13 protein-coding genes are annotated in these 19,491 nt (G+C 45.1%); 2 read left to right on the top strand and 11 right to left on the bottom strand.

The window, feature by feature from the left end:
* Positions 1–131: 131 nt before the first annotated feature.
* The 7 genes from BMW94_RS02830 to BMW94_RS02800 form a co-directional block, all read right to left on the bottom strand.
* The gene (locus BMW94_RS02830) at positions 132–785 is read right to left on the bottom strand and encodes a serine/threonine-protein kinase (protein WP_090994194.1); all 654 of its coding nucleotides are present in this window, start codon (positions 783–785) and stop codon (positions 132–134) included.
* A 273-nt stretch (positions 786–1,058) separates the two neighbouring features.
* On the bottom strand, positions 1,059–2,540 hold the full coding sequence (locus BMW94_RS02825) for a DHA2 family efflux MFS transporter permease subunit (protein WP_090994280.1): 1,482 nt from the start codon (positions 2,538–2,540) through the stop codon (positions 1,059–1,061).
* 65 nt (positions 2,541–2,605) lie between these two features.
* Positions 2,606–3,193, bottom strand: coding sequence for a TetR/AcrR family transcriptional regulator (locus BMW94_RS02820; RefSeq protein ID WP_090994191.1), 588 nt, complete (start codon positions 3,191–3,193; stop codon positions 2,606–2,608).
* 416 nt (positions 3,194–3,609) lie between these two features.
* Positions 3,610–4,827: an MFS transporter gene (locus tag BMW94_RS02815; protein WP_090994189.1), complete on the bottom strand. Its 1,218-nt coding sequence runs from the start codon at positions 4,825–4,827 to the stop codon at positions 3,610–3,612.
* A 234-nt stretch (positions 4,828–5,061) separates the two neighbouring features.
* Entirely contained in the window at positions 5,062–5,382 is a 321-nt protein-coding gene (locus tag BMW94_RS02810; RefSeq protein ID WP_254790082.1) for a hypothetical protein, read from the bottom strand.
* A 230-nt stretch (positions 5,383–5,612) separates the two neighbouring features.
* Positions 5,613–8,855, bottom strand: a complete 3,243-nt coding sequence (locus BMW94_RS02805) for a bifunctional cytochrome P450/NADPH--P450 reductase (protein WP_090994187.1) — start codon at positions 8,853–8,855, stop codon at positions 5,613–5,615.
* A gap of 263 nt (positions 8,856–9,118) precedes the next feature.
* Positions 9,119–10,048, bottom strand: coding sequence for an NAD(P)/FAD-dependent oxidoreductase (locus BMW94_RS02800; protein WP_090994184.1), 930 nt, complete (start codon positions 10,046–10,048; stop codon positions 9,119–9,121).
* A gap of 445 nt (positions 10,049–10,493) precedes the next feature.
* Between BMW94_RS02800 and cyoE the strand changes: the two genes are divergently transcribed.
* Entirely contained in the window at positions 10,494–11,369 is an 876-nt protein-coding gene (cyoE, locus tag BMW94_RS02795; RefSeq protein ID WP_302847977.1) for a heme o synthase, read from the top strand.
* A 102-nt stretch (positions 11,370–11,471) separates the two neighbouring features.
* Here the strand turns inward: cyoE and BMW94_RS02790 are convergent, their stop codons facing one another.
* The 4 genes from BMW94_RS02790 to BMW94_RS02775 form a co-directional block, all read right to left on the bottom strand.
* Positions 11,472–13,241 (bottom strand): ABC transporter ATP-binding protein, encoded by a 1,770-nt coding sequence (locus tag BMW94_RS02790; RefSeq protein ID WP_090994180.1) that lies wholly within the window; start codon positions 13,239–13,241, stop codon positions 11,472–11,474.
* Positions 13,238–14,983 (bottom strand): ABC transporter ATP-binding protein, encoded by a 1,746-nt coding sequence (locus BMW94_RS02785; RefSeq protein WP_090994178.1) that lies wholly within the window; start codon positions 14,981–14,983, stop codon positions 13,238–13,240. The genes BMW94_RS02790 and BMW94_RS02785 overlap by 4 nt, the downstream gene beginning before the upstream one ends.
* 137 nt (positions 14,984–15,120) lie before the next feature.
* Positions 15,121–15,852, bottom strand: coding sequence for a Stf0 family sulfotransferase (locus BMW94_RS02780; RefSeq protein ID WP_090994176.1), 732 nt, complete (start codon positions 15,850–15,852; stop codon positions 15,121–15,123).
* Positions 15,853–16,335: 483 nt separating this feature from the next.
* Complete coding sequence (locus BMW94_RS02775; RefSeq protein WP_090994174.1) at positions 16,336–17,556, bottom strand: MDR family MFS transporter; 1,221 nt, start codon at positions 17,554–17,556, stop codon at positions 16,336–16,338.
* Between the two features lie 147 nt (positions 17,557–17,703).
* Here BMW94_RS02775 and BMW94_RS02770 point away from each other — a divergent pair, with 147 nt between their 5' ends.
* Entirely contained in the window at positions 17,704–19,470 is a 1,767-nt protein-coding gene (locus BMW94_RS02770) for an ABC transporter substrate-binding protein (RefSeq protein ID WP_090994172.1), read from the top strand.
* Positions 19,471–19,491: the final 21 nt, after the last annotated feature.

Raw genomic sequence — 19,491 nt, 5'->3', positions numbered from 1 at the left:
GACGTTTTCAAGCCAAACTCAAACAGCGCGCACCGATTGAATATCGATGCGCACTGGCAGCATAGCTTTTTTTATCTGTCTACTTGACAGGGGTATGACCAATCGTTAGGGTTTTTATTTCATTAAAGGTCTCACTGTGCTAATGCCATCCTCGGTGTTTGCGATCTGAAATGTGCCAGCGCCTCTTGGACCTCCGATGTCGTAAGACCGTGTCGATCAAAATAATGCAAAACCTCCTCCAGGTCAGTTTCATCTCCACTGTAAATCCGCTCAATTTTCCGAATGATATGATGTTGTAATCGCTCTCGTATACGCATACAACTGACAGGTTCACATAGCCAAAAATCAGTTCGCTTGACCTCCCCTGTTGCAGTCCATAACAAATTCTCATATCGAATGACATCCCAATCGCGATAACCCGCCTGAATCTGCTGAAGTTCTGTTGAGAACATATCATATATCAGATTGTGCGGTATGTGCCCGTACGTTGCCCGATACTGTCTCAGATTGAAGCCTTCAATCCATTCTGTCAGCACAAAATTCCCAGAAGCGTACGCATACAATTCAGGAACATGATGGTTGTTTTGCAATGACAAAAACGCCTCGCATTCCAATTCTCCATCCACTTTTCCACGAGGCGTATACACCTTCAGGCAGTACTCTTGTAAACGATAGACAACCGACTGCTTTCCCATTAACGATGCTTGCATGGTCAGATGACCGTTTTTCTCATAACGATCTAGCAATTGTTCAATATTCGCAGGTATAGATTTAACGATTTTCATAAAGACGTCTCCTTGATTATAAAATACAGTCTAAAACGTTTTCTTCTGTCCGTTATCATTAATCTACTCTCTATATTATCTTTAAAATTCAATATGAACATATACAATTTCACCAGAACATGAACTATTTGCTTCGAACATCGAGATTTATTCTTTTCGACTGGCAGGTTTATTTTAACTCTAAGGGATGGAACCCGTTTCATGTCAAGGTACAAAAAAACGATGCCCTCTACTGAAGAGAGAGCATCGTTTCATTTCTTATATGACTTACAATTAATGCATAGGACCTTGTTGGCCCTGTTGAGCACCGACCTTAACTCGTTTTACGAAGAGTGAAGTGATCAGTCCAATCACAGCAAGAACCAGTGCGAAAATAAATGCATTTTGTACACCGGATGTGAAACCTGCCAACTGATTTTCTGGACTCTCAGGGTCCGTCACACCGCTCAAGAAGCGGGTCTGACCTGCGCTCAGTATACTTACCGCAACAGCTGTACCAATAGCTCCCGATACCTGCTGCAATGTATTCATAATCGCTGTGCCGTGAGGATAAAATGCAGGTGGCAATTGATTCAAGCCGTTGGTTTGTGCAGGCATCATGATCATTGAAATCCCGATCATCATGAATATATGCAGCGTAATAATCTTGCCCAGAGTCGTTGTCGGAGTGATTCCTGTGTACAAGAAGAGTACAACAGTTACGATCGCAAGACCGATAATTACAAGCCACTTCGGACCGAATTTGTCAAACAGACGCCCCATAACCGGGGACAAGAATCCATTCAGCAAGCTGCCCGGCAGCAGAACCAGACCGGCAGTAAGAGCCGTAACCGCCATACCTTGTTGCAGGTACATCGGCAGGATCAGCATGGATGACAACATCATCATCATACTAAGGAAGATCAAAATCAAGCCGACTGTAAACATGGGATATTTAAAAGCACGCAGATCTATCATCGGCTGTTTCATTCTCAATTGACGGATGCTGAACAGCAGCAAAGATACTACTCCAATAACCAGTGTGACTACAACAATAGGACTGGTCCAGCCACCACCACTATCCCCATGTCCTCCTGCACTACTGAATCCATACACGATGCCACCAAAACCAAGTGTGGAAAGTACAATGGAAAGAACATCAATTTTGGGCTTGGTCAACTTCGAGATATTCGGTAAGAACAGCAAGCCGCATATTAATGAAATAATGAAGAACGGCAATGAGATCCAGAAGATCCAGTGCCAGCTCAGGTTGGCCAGAATCAGACCCGAGATACTCGGACCACTTGCTGGTGCAAACATGATAACCAAACCGATCAAGCCCATGGCAGCGCCACGTTTTTCAATCGGGAAGATAACCAATATGGTGTTGAACATTAGTGGCAGTAACAGAGCTGTACCTACAGCTTGCAATACCCGTGCCACCAACAGAATTTCAAAGCTTGGTGCGATAGCAGCAACAAGCGTTCCTACTATTGAAAAAATCAGAGAAGTGGTGAACAACTGTCTTGTTGTAAACCATTGTAACAGCATACCGGAAACCGGCACCAAAATACCCAAAACGAGCAAATAACCCGTCGTTAACCATTGAATCGTAGTAGGCCCAACTTCGAGCAAGCCCATAAGCGGTGTCAATGCTACATTTAGTGCTGTTTCACCGAACAGACCAATAAAGCCGCTAAGTAACATGGCGAATAAAATCGGAAATACTTTATATTGTTTTGTTTCTTGTTGATCCTGTACAGAACCAGCCTTCATGGAAGCCTCCACGATCCCATCCTCCTCAAACAATCTGACGATTTCTATTTCTCTCTTTACGAAGCTTATTGCTTCTCTTTTGCATTCTTCGCCAAAACGGACAAATAATCAGCAGCCGTCAGCAAAGGCTGTTTGTCCTGGTTGGTCAGGCTGATAATCAATGCGCCCTCCATTAAGGAAATGACGAGAAGTCCCATCTCTTTTGCTTTCTTTTCACCTATGCCATCCAAAATCAGATGTTTCGTAATGATTTGCTGCCATCCTGCAAACACGTCCTGACAGGCGATCCGCAATTGTTGACTGATGCAGGATGTTTCCACGGCAGCCCAGAAGCTGAATGGCAGGAAGCCAGTAAAACCAGCGGCTTCGGTTTCAACAGCCATGTCATGAATAAATCGTTGAATTCCGTCTGCGGTATTGTCATGTGCAGCAAAGGTTTCCTCAAATTTCTGCATGATATGGTCATTGGCACTTTGAATGCATACAAGGGCGAGCTCTTCTTTCCCATGTGGGAAATAATGATATAACGAGCCTTTTGGCGTATTACTCTCCTTAATAATCTGATTTAGACCGGTCGCATGATATCCTTGTGAAAAAAACAGTCTGGCTGCTGTGCTGACGATGAGTTCTCTAGCATTAGACTTTTCACTCAATAAAGCCACATCCTTAAATGAATTATAACAATCGGTCTATATAATTAAAACCGTTTCAAAAACCACTGTCAACCCTTATATTTAGGCTGATTTCCGTGAAAGCGCTCTTAATTAAGAGCATCTCTATGAATTGTGATGATTCTGTGATTCTGCACACAACAAAAAAAGCGAGAGTAAGTTCCTCGCTTTTTTGTGTATCATTCTTTAAATGAAATGTGGTATGGCTTATTCGAAGAAATCATCGAAGGACCGCACAGGTTTTACATCCATGGGCTGTTTAGACACAGCCAAACACCCATATGCCCCCACATATACGATTAAACATAACAATATTAATGATAACATGTTAAGCACTCCCTTTTCTTCATCTCACAATTAGAAGACCAAGCCCTGTCCCTGTTACACCCCTATCAGCTCTACCCATTCAGAATCCTTTTTTTCAAAATACGATTCACTTGCTCTGAGCTGGCTAGCATCAGGATAAGGAAAACAAGTACAACCAGCGGGAATAAGCCGATATTGGTTTTCGCAGCGAGAACGCCAAAAAGCGGAGGAAGCAATGTGGTTCCTGTGTACGCCAGTGCCATCTGATATCCCATTAATCGGGCAGAATTTGCTTTGCCGAATCGATTTGGAGTTTCATGAAGAAGCCCGGGATAGATGGGTGCCAGCCCCAATCCAATCAGCATAAATCCAGCCAGTGCAAACGAAATCGATAATGGAAGCAGCAAAATGATTCCGCCCACAATGGCGGTCACTTGACCAGCCAGAATTAATACTCTATTTTTTATTTTTAACGTGATAAAGCCTGTAATCAGCCTTCCAAGCGTAATGCCACCGTAGTATAAGGAGATCCAGCCCGCAGCCGTTTCTGCCGAGATGTTTCTTGCTCCTACCAGATAGCTGGCTCCCCATAAACCGACCGTCGTCTCCACGCCACAATAAAACAGAAATGCGATCAGTGAGTTTTTGACTCCCTTAATCTTCAATACATTCCGTTCGGGTCTGTTCTCACTCTGTACTAACGTGTTGTCCGCTTGCACAAGATCTGATTCGTTTTTCCGACTCGTACTCTCCCGACTTGCAGCAACACGCTTCCATAACGGCAACGTAGCAAACAAAATCAGGACGAGACAGCACTGGACGACGGCTACAGCTGTATACCCGCTTCTCCAGGAATGATGTTCCGCAATGTAATACGACATAATGATCGGCCCTGTCGTCGCGCCCACACCCCAGAAACAGTGCAGCCAGTTCATATGGTGTGCCTTGTAGTGCTCAGCTACATAATGATTCAGCGCAGCATCAACGGCTCCAGCTCCAAGACCCAGAGGAATGGCAAGAATGACGAGCCATACCAATGAAGGTGCGAAGGAAAATCCAAGGAGTGCTCCGGCAGTCAGACAACAGCTAATTAACGTAACCTTGCCTGTTCCCCATTTTTGAATAACCGTGCCACTGGCCAAGCTTGAAACGATGGTTCCCGCTGCAACAACCATTGACAGAATTCCTGCTGACCCAAACGAAGCGCCAAGTTCAGGCCACATGACGGGCCAGGCTGAACCTAGCAGGGAGTCCGGAATCCCCAGACTGATAAACGCAAGGTAGATAATGATAAGAAACCAAGTTGCCATAAATAGATCCCTTCCCTGCATATAAATTAAAAGTAAATGAACACAATAATGCTGGTTAAACTACTTTATTTATATACTTTATAAAGTTTATTTATTATATTGCGTCAAAATAATTTCTTTGTCAAGAGATCGTATCAGCCAAATTAAAACAGCCGCCGATCTGGATGAGAAACTCCAGATCAGCGGCTGTTTTTCGGATAGGTAGCATTATTCAATGATTAATTGATTAATTGATTAATAGGTGACATAGCCCTCATAGGTAACAGTCCACGTATAGCCTGTCTGACCATCGACTGATTTTAATGTAAGTATTCCCCTGTACGGATCAACATTATAACTTGCTGTCACCGGGATATCACCAAGCGTTGGGAATTGAGATTTGGGTAGAATGGTCTGCCAGGTTATATACTTTTGTGCGTAAGGAACTACTTGTGTACTTTCTGGTAAACTACTTGTTGAAGTTGAAGGTACACTAGCTGCAAAAGATGTAGAGCCTAGCGTGAAACATGCAACGACAGTTAAAAGACCGACCATAAGTTTCTTTTTCATCTTCATCTTCATCTTCCTTTCGTTTTGGAGTACAGTTCTATCATATAAGACAGGCTTCTATTAAAATGTAATATTTGTCATATAGTGAAAATATTTGATGCAAAATGTGTGAACTATTATTTGATTTTTAAGTATATAACTTAGTTAATGTGAACACATACTGATCTTTTCTCTTCTCACATCATCCAACAACAGAAGAAAAAGGCGGCTTATCGCCGCCTCCATCTTAACGTGTCTCAACATACAGGAGCTTTAGCCGATTCAACGGGTCTTTTACCTGCCCACACGTCCTGAACGTAACGGCTCTCCGCCTGGAGCTGATTGAGCCAATCTTTTGCCTCCTGAAGGGTTGCACCTTTCGCCTTCTGGTATGCTTGCCTCAAAGTCTCTTCGACGGCGGGAGCCATTTGGCTTCCGTCACCACATACGTAGATTCTCCCTTTTTCATCAAGCAAATGGAGCAACTGCCCCCACTCCTGATTCATCAGATGCTGCACATACGTTTTGGGCTTATCCTCCACACGTGAAAAAGCTGTGTGCAGCTTGACGATGCCTGCCTGTTCGTATTGTTCAAGTTCTTGACGATATATGAAATCCGAATCATTCCTGCAACCAAAGAACAAATGTGCTTCGCTCAGTGGCAATCCTCTCTCTTTTAGCACAGATCTGGCCTGGAGGAAACCTCTGAACGGTGCAACACCCGTCCCTGGACCCACCATAATAATTGGAACATCCGGCTCTTCTGACAGCTCAAATCCGGGTTCTGGCGTACGTACAAACATCGAAATACTCTCTCCCGTCTGGCAGTCTGCCAGATAGGATGAAGCCACACCACGGAATTCACCGTTGCCGCTCCAAGCAGGCTCTTTCACAACGGACACTGTGATGCTCGCCTGCTTGGCATTCAAGTGTGGAGAGCTGGATATAGAGTAATACCTGGGTTTGAGTGGAGACAGCAGTTCAAGAAATCTTTCGAACGGCAGTTCACAGGCCTCATACTTTTCCAGCAGTTCCAGCATGGTAGTTCTGTTTTCAAGTATATGTTCCCTGTAGTTGTTCTCTTCGAGCATCGCCTCCAGCTCACGCTTATGAGGTGGGCACACCGTATTGTTAGCTAACTCCCGCAGCTGCGTTCTTGTAACAGGTGCTTGCAGCTCAACGCAGGAACGGAGCAATTCATTCACTTTGACAGGACGGTTCAGAGGAAGATGTGTCAACTGTGTCTCGTTCGAAGTTAATTGGATCTGAACGTCCCCTTTTAATCCGAAACGATGCAGGATGCGATTCACGATTTCATCTGCATTTAGGGGCAATACGCCAAGATGATCGCCTTCTTTATAGGTCATGCCTTTAGGCAGCAGCATCTCAATATGACGTGTACTCCGCCCACTATCCATTTCCTGAAGCTCTTCATTTACCACTATAGTGGCATAGCTGGCATTGTAGGTTTGTGCAAGTGGCAGATCGGCTTTCTCGCGAACAAATTCCATTTGAATTGTACTTCGTGAGGAGTGCTCCATAGATTCCTCGCTAATCCCCAACGCTTTTAACATTTGGGGCCACAACATCCGCTGCCACTCTTCCACTTGTTTCTCCATATCCCCGCCTGCATCGGCTTCTCCCCGAGGTAACAGCCTGTTGCCTCCCAAGCTCGCAAGCTTCTCATCGACCAATCGAGGAATGCTCTGGTAGGTACTGGACCAGCTCCGATCCCCGCAGCCCAGAACTGCATAGGTCACACCTTGCACCTTCTCTGACTCGGCTTCCTTTAACCACTCGATAAATGCCGCTGCATTTTGCGGAGGTTTACCATTATACGAAGCTGTCACGATGAGAACGATCCCCTCTTTGGGCAGACGGCCAATCCATTCATTCAATGTTGCGGCTTCGCTTGGAATTCCATAGGAACGAGCTTTATCTGCAAAAGCTCTGGCAATGCCTTCTGCCGTCCCCAGGTTGGAGCCGTATAGAACCAGTATGGTTGGATTGGCATTTACCAAAGTCGTCATCGATTCCTTCATAGCACTATGACCAGCTACATTTGTATGCATACCCTGATCCTGATTCGGCTTTTCATCCGAGCGAGCAACAGATGTACTCAGTTTCGGTGAAACGGTCCGTGCTCTCACCTGTATTCGAAAATCGCCTGGTTTTAACGTTAACGTTTGTTTCACATCCAACTGATAGTTGCTATAGTCTACCAGTTCAAAATGTTTAAGTACCATCCCGAGTACAAGGGTTGCTTCATATAGAGCAAACTGCATGCCGATACATGCTCTCTCCCCATTGCCAAACGGTCTATACGCATGGTGAGGCACTTGAGTCGTATCTTCAAAACGTTCCGGGCGGAATTGCTCTGCATCCTCTCCCCAGGCGCCTTTGTCACGGTGAAGCTGAGGCAGAAGAATACTGCAGCTCTCCCCTTTTTTCAGTGGATACTTGCCACCTATGACGGTGTCTTCTTTGGCATAGACGTCAAATCCCGGGGCGGTTGGCCATAGACGTAGCGATTCGCTAAGAATCATGCGGATATAAGGAAGCTGAAGGATTTCTTCGTACTGTGGTGAGTCACTCACCAATACCCGGTCTACCTCATCATAGGCCTTTTGAAGTGCTTCTGGATTGTTCAGCAAAAAATAAAGGGCAAATGATAACAAACCACTCGTCGTTTCATGTCCGGCAATGAGGAATGTAATAATCTGATACCGAATGTTCTCATCGTCCAGCGTTTTTCCGGTTGCCGGATCTTTGCCATTCAGCATACGAGCGAGCAAGTCAACCTCTTCAGGAGCAGCACTTGCTTTACGTTCCTCAATAATCTGATCAACTAATGAGAACATCGTTTGAATGTCTTCCTCGAACTGTCGTTTGGTTTTCACCATCAGCAGATTTTGGATTTTCAAGCGTGAGCTTTTCTGCATAGCTTCATTTAATGCACGGACCATACTTTCGATAAAAGGACTGTGGTCCTGTCTGTAAAAGCTGTTAAATCGATAATAGAAACCGCATAGTCCAATAGTATCCAACGTAAGTCGTGTCATGTCGTCTGCTACATCAATGGTGTCGTTGGAATTCAAACGTGCCCATTTGTTTATCAATTGTTCGGCTATATCGACCATCATTGGATGATAACCCTTCATTGCCTGTTTACTAAAGGTGGGAAGCAAAATATTATGTGCCTTTTTCCAGTTCGGCTCGGATGTTCTGCTTGTAAATAAACCATCACCTCCAAAGGCACGTACATTTTCGAGTTCATTGTATACAAATTTATCAAAACGAGACACGTCACATAACTCAGCCACCAAATCTGGGCCAGATACAATCAATCCGGAATAACCAGGAACGGTCAGTCGATATATCGGTCCATATTCCTCAGCAAGCTGTCCAAGGGACAATGTTGGTTTCTCTTTATCAATCAAGGGCAGATTCCCGAGCGGTCCGTACATTTTGGGCTGTGGAACGTTAGTTGCAATGCTCATTTTAAACACCCTCTCCCAGAGTTTAAAATGATAGTATTATCTATCATTTGATACAACTATAAACCGTTAACGAATGAAAATCAAATATTGGGCTTATGCCAATAATGGACGGAACCGGTCCACTTACCCGGCGGAGAAGATCTTCTAAAAGATCTACTAAACACAAAAAAGGAATTGCGTTTGCAATCCCCTTTTTGATCTGATCTATTTTGTTGACTTATCGTTTGTGCAAAGTACTGGACAAGAAATTGTACAACGTAATTCTACGGGTTTAAATGTTTACCGCGCTCATCCCAGGCTTCCATATTAAGCTCACTGTTAATCGTTACAGCGGTTAATGCACCAAGGGACGCCGCAGCAATGGCCTGGTACAACTCCGATGCTGCATCTCCAGCGCTGAACACACCCGTTACGGTCGTTTTGCCGAAATCATCTACAACGACTGTACCCGCATCCGTAACCTCACAGCCTATCGTCTGCGGAAGTTGTGATCCAGCCGTTAGTTTCGGTCCAAAGAAAATCCCTGTGCACGAGATTTCGGTACCATCCTCTAACACCACTTGCTGCACCATGCCATCGCTTGATTCAATGGATTGAATTGGAGAGTCCCATACCGGAACTCCATGCTGCTTCAATTCCTCCCGCTGCTCATCCGTTAATTCATCAGGTCCATTCGTGCAAATGGTAAACTGGCTTGTCCAGCCGGAAATAGTCTTGGCCATATGAAATGCCTTCGCTCCATTCACAATGATGACAAGCCGTTGATCTCTTAATTCCCAACCATCGCAGTAAGGGCAGACAAAAGCACTCTTGCCATATACCTCTGTCAACCCGTTAATATCCAGTGGTAGATCTTTTTTCCCAACTGCAAACAAAATTTTCTTCGTGCGATAGACTTCTCCTTGAACCGTTGTAACTTGAAAATCACCATCTGTTCCTGTCACTGAAGTCGCTGTGTCCCCTACAAAATGAACAGACGGGTAAGCGCTAATCTGTTCTTTCGCAACCTTCCGAAATTCACGTGGACTTGCGCCATCTCTCGTCAGAAAACCGTGCGTTTCACGCGTAACCCAATTGCGCGGGCGTTCATCATCTATGACCACAACATGTTTGCGAGCTCGTCCCAGTACAAGTGCAGCATTAAGACCCGCTGGTCCTCCGCCTATGATTAATACATCCATCTTTTGATTCATCTTTAACACCCTTTCCAGATATTCAATATCCTTTATTATTACAAAAAAAGCCTATACTGATTACATCGTGCCACTTGCAGTTGTTCTCTAATAGCAACAATGCAAGAAGCAATTACTTTAATACTATTAAAGACCTGTTATATCTACAATAAACAAAACAAACTCAACATGCAAGAAAAATATTCTTTTCTTGTTATCGCTGCTATTCGGTTTCAATGACCTGTATCACAGAAAATCATTTTTAACAATTAAAAAGAACCGTGTTTTTAAATTGTTCACAATCAAATGACATTATTTTAAAACCTAAATCGTTAATTAATTCACATAGTGTATTGGATGCTATAATAAGACCACGAGATATATAAGAATAGATATAGGAAGTGAGTTCTTGAAAACATTGAATAAAGGGTCACGGCCCGAAATCAGCCTGGAGTATACTAGCTCGATTCCGAAAGTATTCTTTGATACAATCAAGATCGGAATCATCAAATCTAATCTGATTGCCATGTTTGCCGGTTTAAGTTTGGCTTTGTATGTATTTGATGCATCCATTTTAGCTAATATTGTACCCATTATCCTCTCTGTCATCGGGTCTTCCCTGATTATCGGAGCGGCCGGGGTGTTTAACAATTTGTATGATCGGGATATCGATGCGATCATGGAACGCACCAAAACACGTCCAACGGTAACTGGTCGTGTAGATACCAAAACAGGTTTGATCCTCGGTATTGCCATTACGATTATCGGGGGCATCATGTTGTATATCGCTTCCCCTTCGGCTGCCGTATTCGGCATATTGGGACTATTGTTGTACGTGTTCCCTTATACGATGTGGACCAAGCGGACAACGGTATATAATACGGAAGTAGGAAGTCTTTCGGGTGCTGTTCCTCCACTCATCGGTTGGGCAGCCATTTCGCCAGATCTGGGTCATTATGAAATTTGGGCTTTGGTTGTAACCATGCTGTTGTGGCAGATGCCTCACTTCTATGGCATTGCCATCCGGAGATTTGACGAATACAAAGCGGCTGGCGTTCCCATGCTTCCTGTCGTCAAAGGAATCAGACGGACATACATCCAGACGAATGTTTATCTGGTATTGTTGTTATTCTCCAGCTTCTTGTTCTGGCCGCTAAGCCCGTTCATTGCCATTGTTGCGTTTCTGGTAAGCTTGGCGTGGCTTATTCTTAGTGTGGCGACTTTCGATAAAAAAGAAACCAAGAAATGGTCACATAAAATGTTTATTTTCTCCATTAACCACATCACGATTATCTTCCTGGTCATTATTGCATATTCATTGATTGCACAGCTAATCAAATAAAGATTGACCCAATGAGGAATAATAAAGCCGTACAGATCTTAACTCTTTCGATAAGAGTTGTCTGTACGGCTTTTTTCATTTTTATATATCGTATATCTTTTCCTATCCCACTTTAACCGGTGTTTGCTCACCTTGCCAAAGCAGCTGCATCTCTTCATTAGTAGCAAGCAAATCTGACAAGCTGCCCTCGGCCTCAATTCGTCCATCCTTCATGACGATGATATGATCTGCCTTCGCAAGTGCTGCTCTGCGGTGAGACACCGCAATACATGTAACATCCGGCTCCTGGAACAAACCTTCCCAGACCTGTTGCTCGGTTTCTACATCCAGTGCACTGGACAGATCATCGAAGATGAACAAGTCCGCTTCCGTCATCAGCATGCGCCCAGTTGCTGCGCGCTGGATCTGACCACCAGACAACATAACACCTCTTGGACCTACGGATGTTTCGAGTCCTTGATCCAGGTTTTGAATATCCTTATCCATTACAGCCAATCGTATGGCTTTTGCAAGTGCGACTTCCGTACGGCCCTGTTTGCCCTGAACAATATTCTCTTTCAGCGTATCACTGAACAGTCGAGGTACTTGCGGCGTATATGCTGCTCTGGGCGGCATCAGGAAGGTAGCGGGATCTACATCTTTACCATTCCAGCGAATCGTGCCCTCTTGTTTGGGCAGCAGTCCCAGAAGTGTGCGGACCAGAGTCGATTTGCCAGAACCGATCCGTCCAGTGATGACCAGAAATTGTCCCCGCTTCACACGGAAGCTGATATCCTGTATTCCATTTGCAGAATGTGGATATTGGTACGCCAGATTGCTGATCTCCAGCTCTCTTAGCTTCTCTGTGGGATCTCTCTGTTCATTAGGAAGCTCAGGCGGATCTTCATTCAGATAAGTCTCTCTGAAATCCATGATCCGGTCTTCCTCACCAGGACGAAACAGGGTTCTCATCCGGTCAAATGATACTTTGAGTCGTTTATGCTGGAATACCATATAGCCAAACAATGAAATACTAAAGCCAATATTGGCAAGATAACTGGTGAACAAAGCAAAATTACCTACAGTGAAATTGCCGGATTTCATCTCGGCCGCACACATCAGGAGAATGAGACCTGTACAGATACTGAGCACATGCTGATTAAGTGATCTCATCCACTGTTTGAACAGATTATCCCGGAGTGCGGCTTGACGACGTTCTTCATTCAATTTGTTAAAACGAGCAGAGACATGCTCTTCTGCCTGCCCAAGTTTCAGTGCCTGCACAGCCCCAAAGGTTTCAGCAATGAAACTGGTGATTCGTCCTGTCGACTCACGATTGACCTGAGCATATCGACGAGCCCGATTACCTGATAAGTTATTCAGCAACGTTACGACTACCAGTGGCAAAACAGCTACCAAAGTGATTTTCCAGTTAATGTTCGCCATGATGACGATGGATACGATAGCGAACACGAGCCTTCCCCAAAAATCCACCCAGGATTCTACGTACTCAACCACTTCATCCACATCATCCCGAAAGCGACTCATCGCCTCCCCCGGTGAAGCTGGCAGATTACGTCCTGGCCAGCGCATAATGCCAGCGAGCATGTTGGTACGCAGAATGGCCTGAATATGGTAGATATACGTGATCCATGCATAGAATGCGGCAAAAAACGTGCCTACTCTTACCGCTCTGATCAAAGCAATGAAGATCAGCGGAGCTGCCAGCCACATATAATCACTGGAACCTGCCGTTGCCCGATCAAAGAACCACTGCATCCCAATCCCTATTGCTAGTGGCAAAGAATGAAATATGCACCATGACAATCCGTTAATCAAAAATAGAAAAGGCCTGAATCGAAACAAACGGCCTATAAATCCTGTTACATTCACGCCAATTCCTCCTCTCGCCCTGTAATCAGCAATCTGGCATAATGTGACGCCGGATCGCTGGCGAGTTCTTCTCTGGCTCCGAATTCCAGTACCTTGCCATCACCCAGTACCATAATCTGATCGACCTTCTCCAAAGTAGCCAGGCGATGTGCAATAATAATTCCCGTACATTGCTTCATCAACTGATCGATGGCAGACTGAAGCATGCTCTCTGTAGCGGCATCCAGCCGTGAGGAAGGCTCATCAAGAATAACCAGGCTAGGTTCAGTCAGGAATACTCGCGTCAGGGCAAACAATTGAGCTTCCCCTGCGGACAATGAAGAACCACCTGCCTTCAGATGTGTGTCCAACCCTGCGGGCTGTGATTCGATCCAATGACTTAATCCAAGTCGATCCGTTGTCTCCTTAATAATTTGATCCGAGACATCCTGGTTGAACAGCGTTAAATTATCTCGCAACGTACCGTCGAACAGCTGTACATCCTGCGTAACCATACCAACCCTGCGGTAAAGTGCAGGCAAGGTAAGCTCTGTAATATCTTTGCCACCCACACGAATTGTTCCGCTATCCAGATTGTACAAGCGCAGAAGTACCCGACTGAGACTTGATTTTCCGCTACCAGTACGACCGATGATGCCCAGCCGTTCGCCAGGTTTAATGGCAAAGTTAATATTCTGCAATACAGGTTTATCCTCGTTATAACTGAAGTTCACCTGCTTGAATTCCAGACCAAGCGGCCCTTTTGGCAGCTGATCCTCTTGTCCGTTTTCGATCTCACTGCGCAAAGACAACAGTTCTCTCGAACGAAGCATACCTGATTTAGCCTTCTGAAACTCTTGAACCTGATCGCCCAACATCTCAATCGGATCATTAAGCATCTGTGTATATTGATATATCAGAAACAGGGTTCCTATGCTGATAATGCCTTGCATGTAGTAATGAACACCGAGCAGAAGTACTGCCGTGACCGCAAGGGCGAACAGAATGACCGTCGTATTCCAGGGAATAACCCGAAGCAGCCAGGCTTTCCTTCCCTTTTGAAATACAACACGCATCGTACGATAAAAACGATTCATCACATACGGGACATGCCCGTTTGCTTGAACATCTTCAATTCCCGCAATACGCTCTTCAATTAATCCAAATAAGGATGCACTCGCTTCCCGCTCATTTTTGGAAGAGTTTACTCCCAGATTCCGAATGAACACCATAAACAGAATCGATAACAATGTAAACACCGTCATGACGATCGCAATCGGTACGTTTACGCTGAACATAAATCCGAGGATTCCGGCAAGCAAGACAAAGCTTCCAACCACCTGTACAATGAACATCGCGAAGAAGTTGGAGATACTCGTCACATCACCATCCACCCGTTCGATCATCTCTCCCGGCGTCTTCACATTATGAAACCGCATATCCAGACGCAGACAATGCTTCAGGAGATCTCCCCGTAATCGGTTCGTTGCCCGCCAGGCCACATCATTACCCAGATAACTAACGGCTACTGTAATCAATTGATTGACGACGGCAACAACCAGAAACAATCCGGCAAGCTGGAACAGGCTAGAAAGAACTCCCCCACTTGCGGCCGTATCAATAAATCGTTTGATAATTTGTGGATTCAGGAGCTGCAATCCCGTTGACGTCAGCAACATCACCATAAGCAAGGCCAATCGGCCTTTGACGGGTTTTAGATATTGCAGCAGCCAGGACATGGAGCGTTTCTCTGTTTTGGGCATAGCCCCTCACCCCTTCGTATAACATTTCTATTTCATTCTTGTGATTCAAAGCATTTTGGTCCCTCACTAAGATGAATCATACATAATAACAATAAATGCAACATTTCCAACCCGTGGATAAATCTTGCCATGTCTGTTTACCATCTTACATTCTCCCATCCTCTCTGGCTTTCTTCCCTAAATCGTTGTACCCATTGTTCAGAGATCTCATCTGCAATCGGGTCAAAGGAAGGGGCCGATACCTTAACGCCGTCTGATTGAACATCCAAAAACGCTAGCACTTTCATGACGGTCCCCTCGTAATCTGCTATAAAATCCTCATAAACAATCGTCAGCGGCACAATGCCTGATTCGGACAAGAAATCTTCAATTGCTGCTTCGCACATATTACTCTCCACAAGCAGATGTTTAATCGCATCAAAATTATATTGGTCTGCAATATCTTGTAACTGAGGACTGTCCCCATGCTTGCGGTGCCATTCACCCGAGACAATGGCTCTCCACCATGACACAGCCAATCTGACTTTGTTGCGACGCGTCATGTAGATATGCTTGGTGCAATTAGGGAAGCCCCTACTCCATACCTCAGCCCGCGATAACGCTGTTGGCAGACTATAGAGACTGCGGAATGCATCAATCCATCGTTGTTCAAAATTAATTTTGATTCCGAATACTCCGTTCGAGGTTGTTCCCTGATCCCAAATCTGCTCCAGATCTTCATGCTTTAATGTGTCTGGGCTCTTATGCTGATAATGCAGCCACTCGCTCGGATATCCTGCGACACCCGTAGAACTTAATGCTTCACCCAACAGAGTACTGCCGGTTCGTTGGGAAAACCAAATGGTATAACTTTGAGTAGGTTGTTTCATATCGCTGCCTCTCTTTCTCCCCTTAAGGGTAGTTTCATACCAAAAAGCACTGCAAAATCTCCCTTCCATGTGCAACAAATTGAGTGGAAATGCATGCAAAAAAGCCATAAATGAACTAATGTTCATCTACAGCTTGTAACAATAAGAGAACCATATGAAATAAAAAGCGTTTCCGGATTTCTCCTCTGCACGCAATAATGATGAGCGTCCACGACAGGGGTGCACAAACATGACTGTCCAAACGCCAACACCAAAAACATTGGTTAAGTCACTTGCTCATGCGTATTCAGTTATCGATTTAGAATTCGCCCTGTCTGGAACATGTTCATCTTAACCACCCGTCACACATATTTGTTGTTTATTGTATTCGCTTCACCGTAATCCGTCAAGATAATATTAACTCAATTGTTATTTCCTTCATATCACTGAACATTATATGCTGTGATTTCAACGCTCATAACCCAATAGGGAATTTCTCTTAGATTAAACCTCAACCTCCCTCTCCCTAATGACAAGGCGTTTATGCGCTACGATAAGAAAAGGCAGGCCCAGCGCAGTGGTCAGTGCCAACGGTACAAAAACGAACAGGCCATTCCCCGTCCCAAATTGGGTTAACACGAGCCCTCCAAGAATCGGTGCCATGACGCTGCCTAAGTTATTGAATCCAATTGTGCCAAAGTACGTCCCTTTCCATTCGGGTTTGGCAATACGATCAATCAGCACATCCATCATGGTGAACATGAGCACTTCCCCAATGGTGAACAGAATGACACTGAGAATCAGCAGCATAACGCCTTCGGCTATGCCAAACAGGAACAGACTTGTAGCGACTAGCAAGTTTCCTAGAATGAGGGGCACAACCGGCGGGAATTTGCTGGCCACCCGCACAATCGGGAATTGAATTACAAGCACAGTCAACGCATTGAGTGAAAGCATATAGGAAAACACTTGACTTCCATGTTCAAAAAGTGGATTCTGGGCCACATACTGAGCCAGGGTCGAGCTAAAGTGCCCATACCCGAGTACACAAAACGTAGTCCCGATAAGTACTGGCAAAAATACACGGTCGCGTCCAGTAGTAGCGAGTGCATCTCGTAAACGAGGTGCAGTAACCTGAACATGTTCCGGCAGATTTGCGCGCTGCAATCGAAATTGCAGGAACAAAACCAAGCCGTAAACGATATATACCAACCCGGAGATCATAAACGGAAACGTAGACTCCGCTGATCCAAGCTGAAGACCAATAATTGGTCCAAACACAACCCCCAGATTAATGGCGGCATATCTGAGGTTGAAGACAAGCAGTTTATTTTGCGGTGGAGTAATATCGGATAGAAGTGCACGTGACGTGGGCTCAAACACGGCGCGGCATAAACCGTTTAACGTATTGGCTACAAAAAATACCCACAGATGCTCAGCTGCTGAAAAGATGAAGAAAACACAGGCCCAGCCAAATACGGAGACCATCATGACCACTTTGCGGCCAATTCGATCGGAAATATAACCTCCATAAAAGCTGACCATGACCCCCGCCAGAGAACTGACCGCGACGGTAATTCCAGTCTGTGTGGGTGTAGCTCCCAGTACCTGAGTTAGATAAATAGATAAAAACGGGATGCTCATGGACGTCACCAGACGTCCAAACATCGTTCCAACAATGATTGTCCAGGCTAAAGGGTGAATTTGACGTAAATGCTGCTTCATGCGTATGGTTCTCCTGTTCTAGATGTTTTTGTCTCAGATGGGCTACCTTTGCCCTATCCCTTTATGTATAATTGTATGGATCAAAGGGGGAAATAAAAGTGTAAGAAAATTTGAGCACATTTCACCCTTTAAGAAGGAGCACTTCATATGGATACAGCAACAACTCATTATCTGCGTCTTGCCACAGCAAAAGAACTCTCTCTTCAATTTCATGAAGCAGTTCCGGTAACGATCGAGAGCCTTTCTGCTGCCCTATGCTGTACTCCACGCAACGTGAAGTTTATTCTGCGCAAGCTGGAGGAACAAGGCTTTATACACTGGCAGCCCGGGCGTGGCCGGGGTCATCATTCTGAGATGACATTGCTGCGCAGTGTGAATGAGGCGCTCGAGGAGAGTTTTTTGGAGCTCATGGGCAGAGGCAAAATGAAGGAAGCGATCGAGTTGATCGGCAGCACAGAGAAGAACGACGCTCTCCGGGAGCGGCTGCTGAATTCGTTGAATAAGCAGATGGGATTCCACAGTCATGCCGAGAGCTCTTCCGGTCAGGACGTGCTTCGCATGGTGAGGTCACGAAGATTGGCAGGCCTGGACCCTGCTTTTGTATATACTGCTTTTGAAACCTATCTGCTTGGGCAGGTATGCAGCACGCTAATCACCTATGACGCCAAAACAGGAACCTTCCTGCCGGATCTGGCGCATATGTGGGAGTACAACGAGGATCAAAGAGTTTGGATTTTCTATCTGCACAAAGGTGTGCGATTCCACCATGGTCGGGTCATGACATCCCGGGATGTGCAAGCTACATTAGAGCGCTTGCGTACTGTAGACAGTCCATTCATTTGGCTGTACCGGGATATTGAGCGTACCGAAGTTGTCGGGGATTACTGCATTCGTTTTTATCTAAGTCGGCCTAATCGCTTCTTCCTGAACTTGCTTAGTTGTGTCTCAATGACGATTCTCCCCTATGATGTCGATGTCTCCCAGCAATTGATCGGTACCGGACCTTTTCGGATCAATGAGATAAATGAAACGGTGCTGGTCATTAGCGCATTCGATGCCTATTATGGAATCCGTCCTCATCTGGATCGAGTAGATATCTGGTTTGTGCCCAATCTGGGTCCTTATGAACGTCATTATGAGTTACCAGGAACAGACCGACTGAAATTGGCTACAGACGATACGGGGAGCAACAGTGTTGATTATCCAGCAACAGGATGCCGATATATGCTGATTAATTTTCGTAAAGCCGGTATTCACCATCAACTGGAATTTCGGCAAGCCATGCGCATTGTTTTCGATCCAGTCGCTGTGGTGAGGGAACTTGGCAGCAATCGAATTACACCGGCAAACAGCTTTCTTCCCTGGAAAAGCGCAGAGCATGCTTGGCGCGAGTCTTCACTTGAGGATGCCCGTGAGCTCCTGTACAGCAGCGGATACCAGGGAGAAAAGATCATACTTGCTTATACTGTAGCTAAAGATCAAAAAGAAGCAGAATGGCTTAAACAACGCGGAGCCAGCATCGGTTTATGTATTGAGTTGCAACCCTTCGTTGAATTTCCCAATGTGAGAGAAACAAGCGAAGCCGACTTGATTATCGCAGAAGAAGTTTTGGAAGATGACTGGCAATTTGGCATGATTAATTTTTTCATCAACAAACGTAACTATTTTCATATTTGTTTATCACCCGATTTACAGTCCATATTTTATCGAAAGATGGAGAATTTCCTTCAGCAGAATGAAGAGCAAAGGTCTGCGATGCTCAATGAAGCCGAGGATTTGCTTCGCGATCACTGCTGGATATTGTATGGCTGCCACATGAACAAAAAAGCCCTGCTTAATCAAAGTCTCTTTGGCCTTCATACCGCTGAGTTTGGGTTTATGGATATCTCCAAACTATGGATCAAAAATCAGTAATTTAGTCATTCCCGGAATGGG

The organism is Paenibacillus sp. OK003 (genome assembly GCF_900109515.1).
Classification (GTDB): domain Bacteria; phylum Bacillota; class Bacilli; order Paenibacillales; family Paenibacillaceae; genus Paenibacillus; species Paenibacillus marchantiae.
Note: the sequence above shows the minus strand (reverse complement) of the source record. Positions and strands in the feature narration are given on the sequence as shown.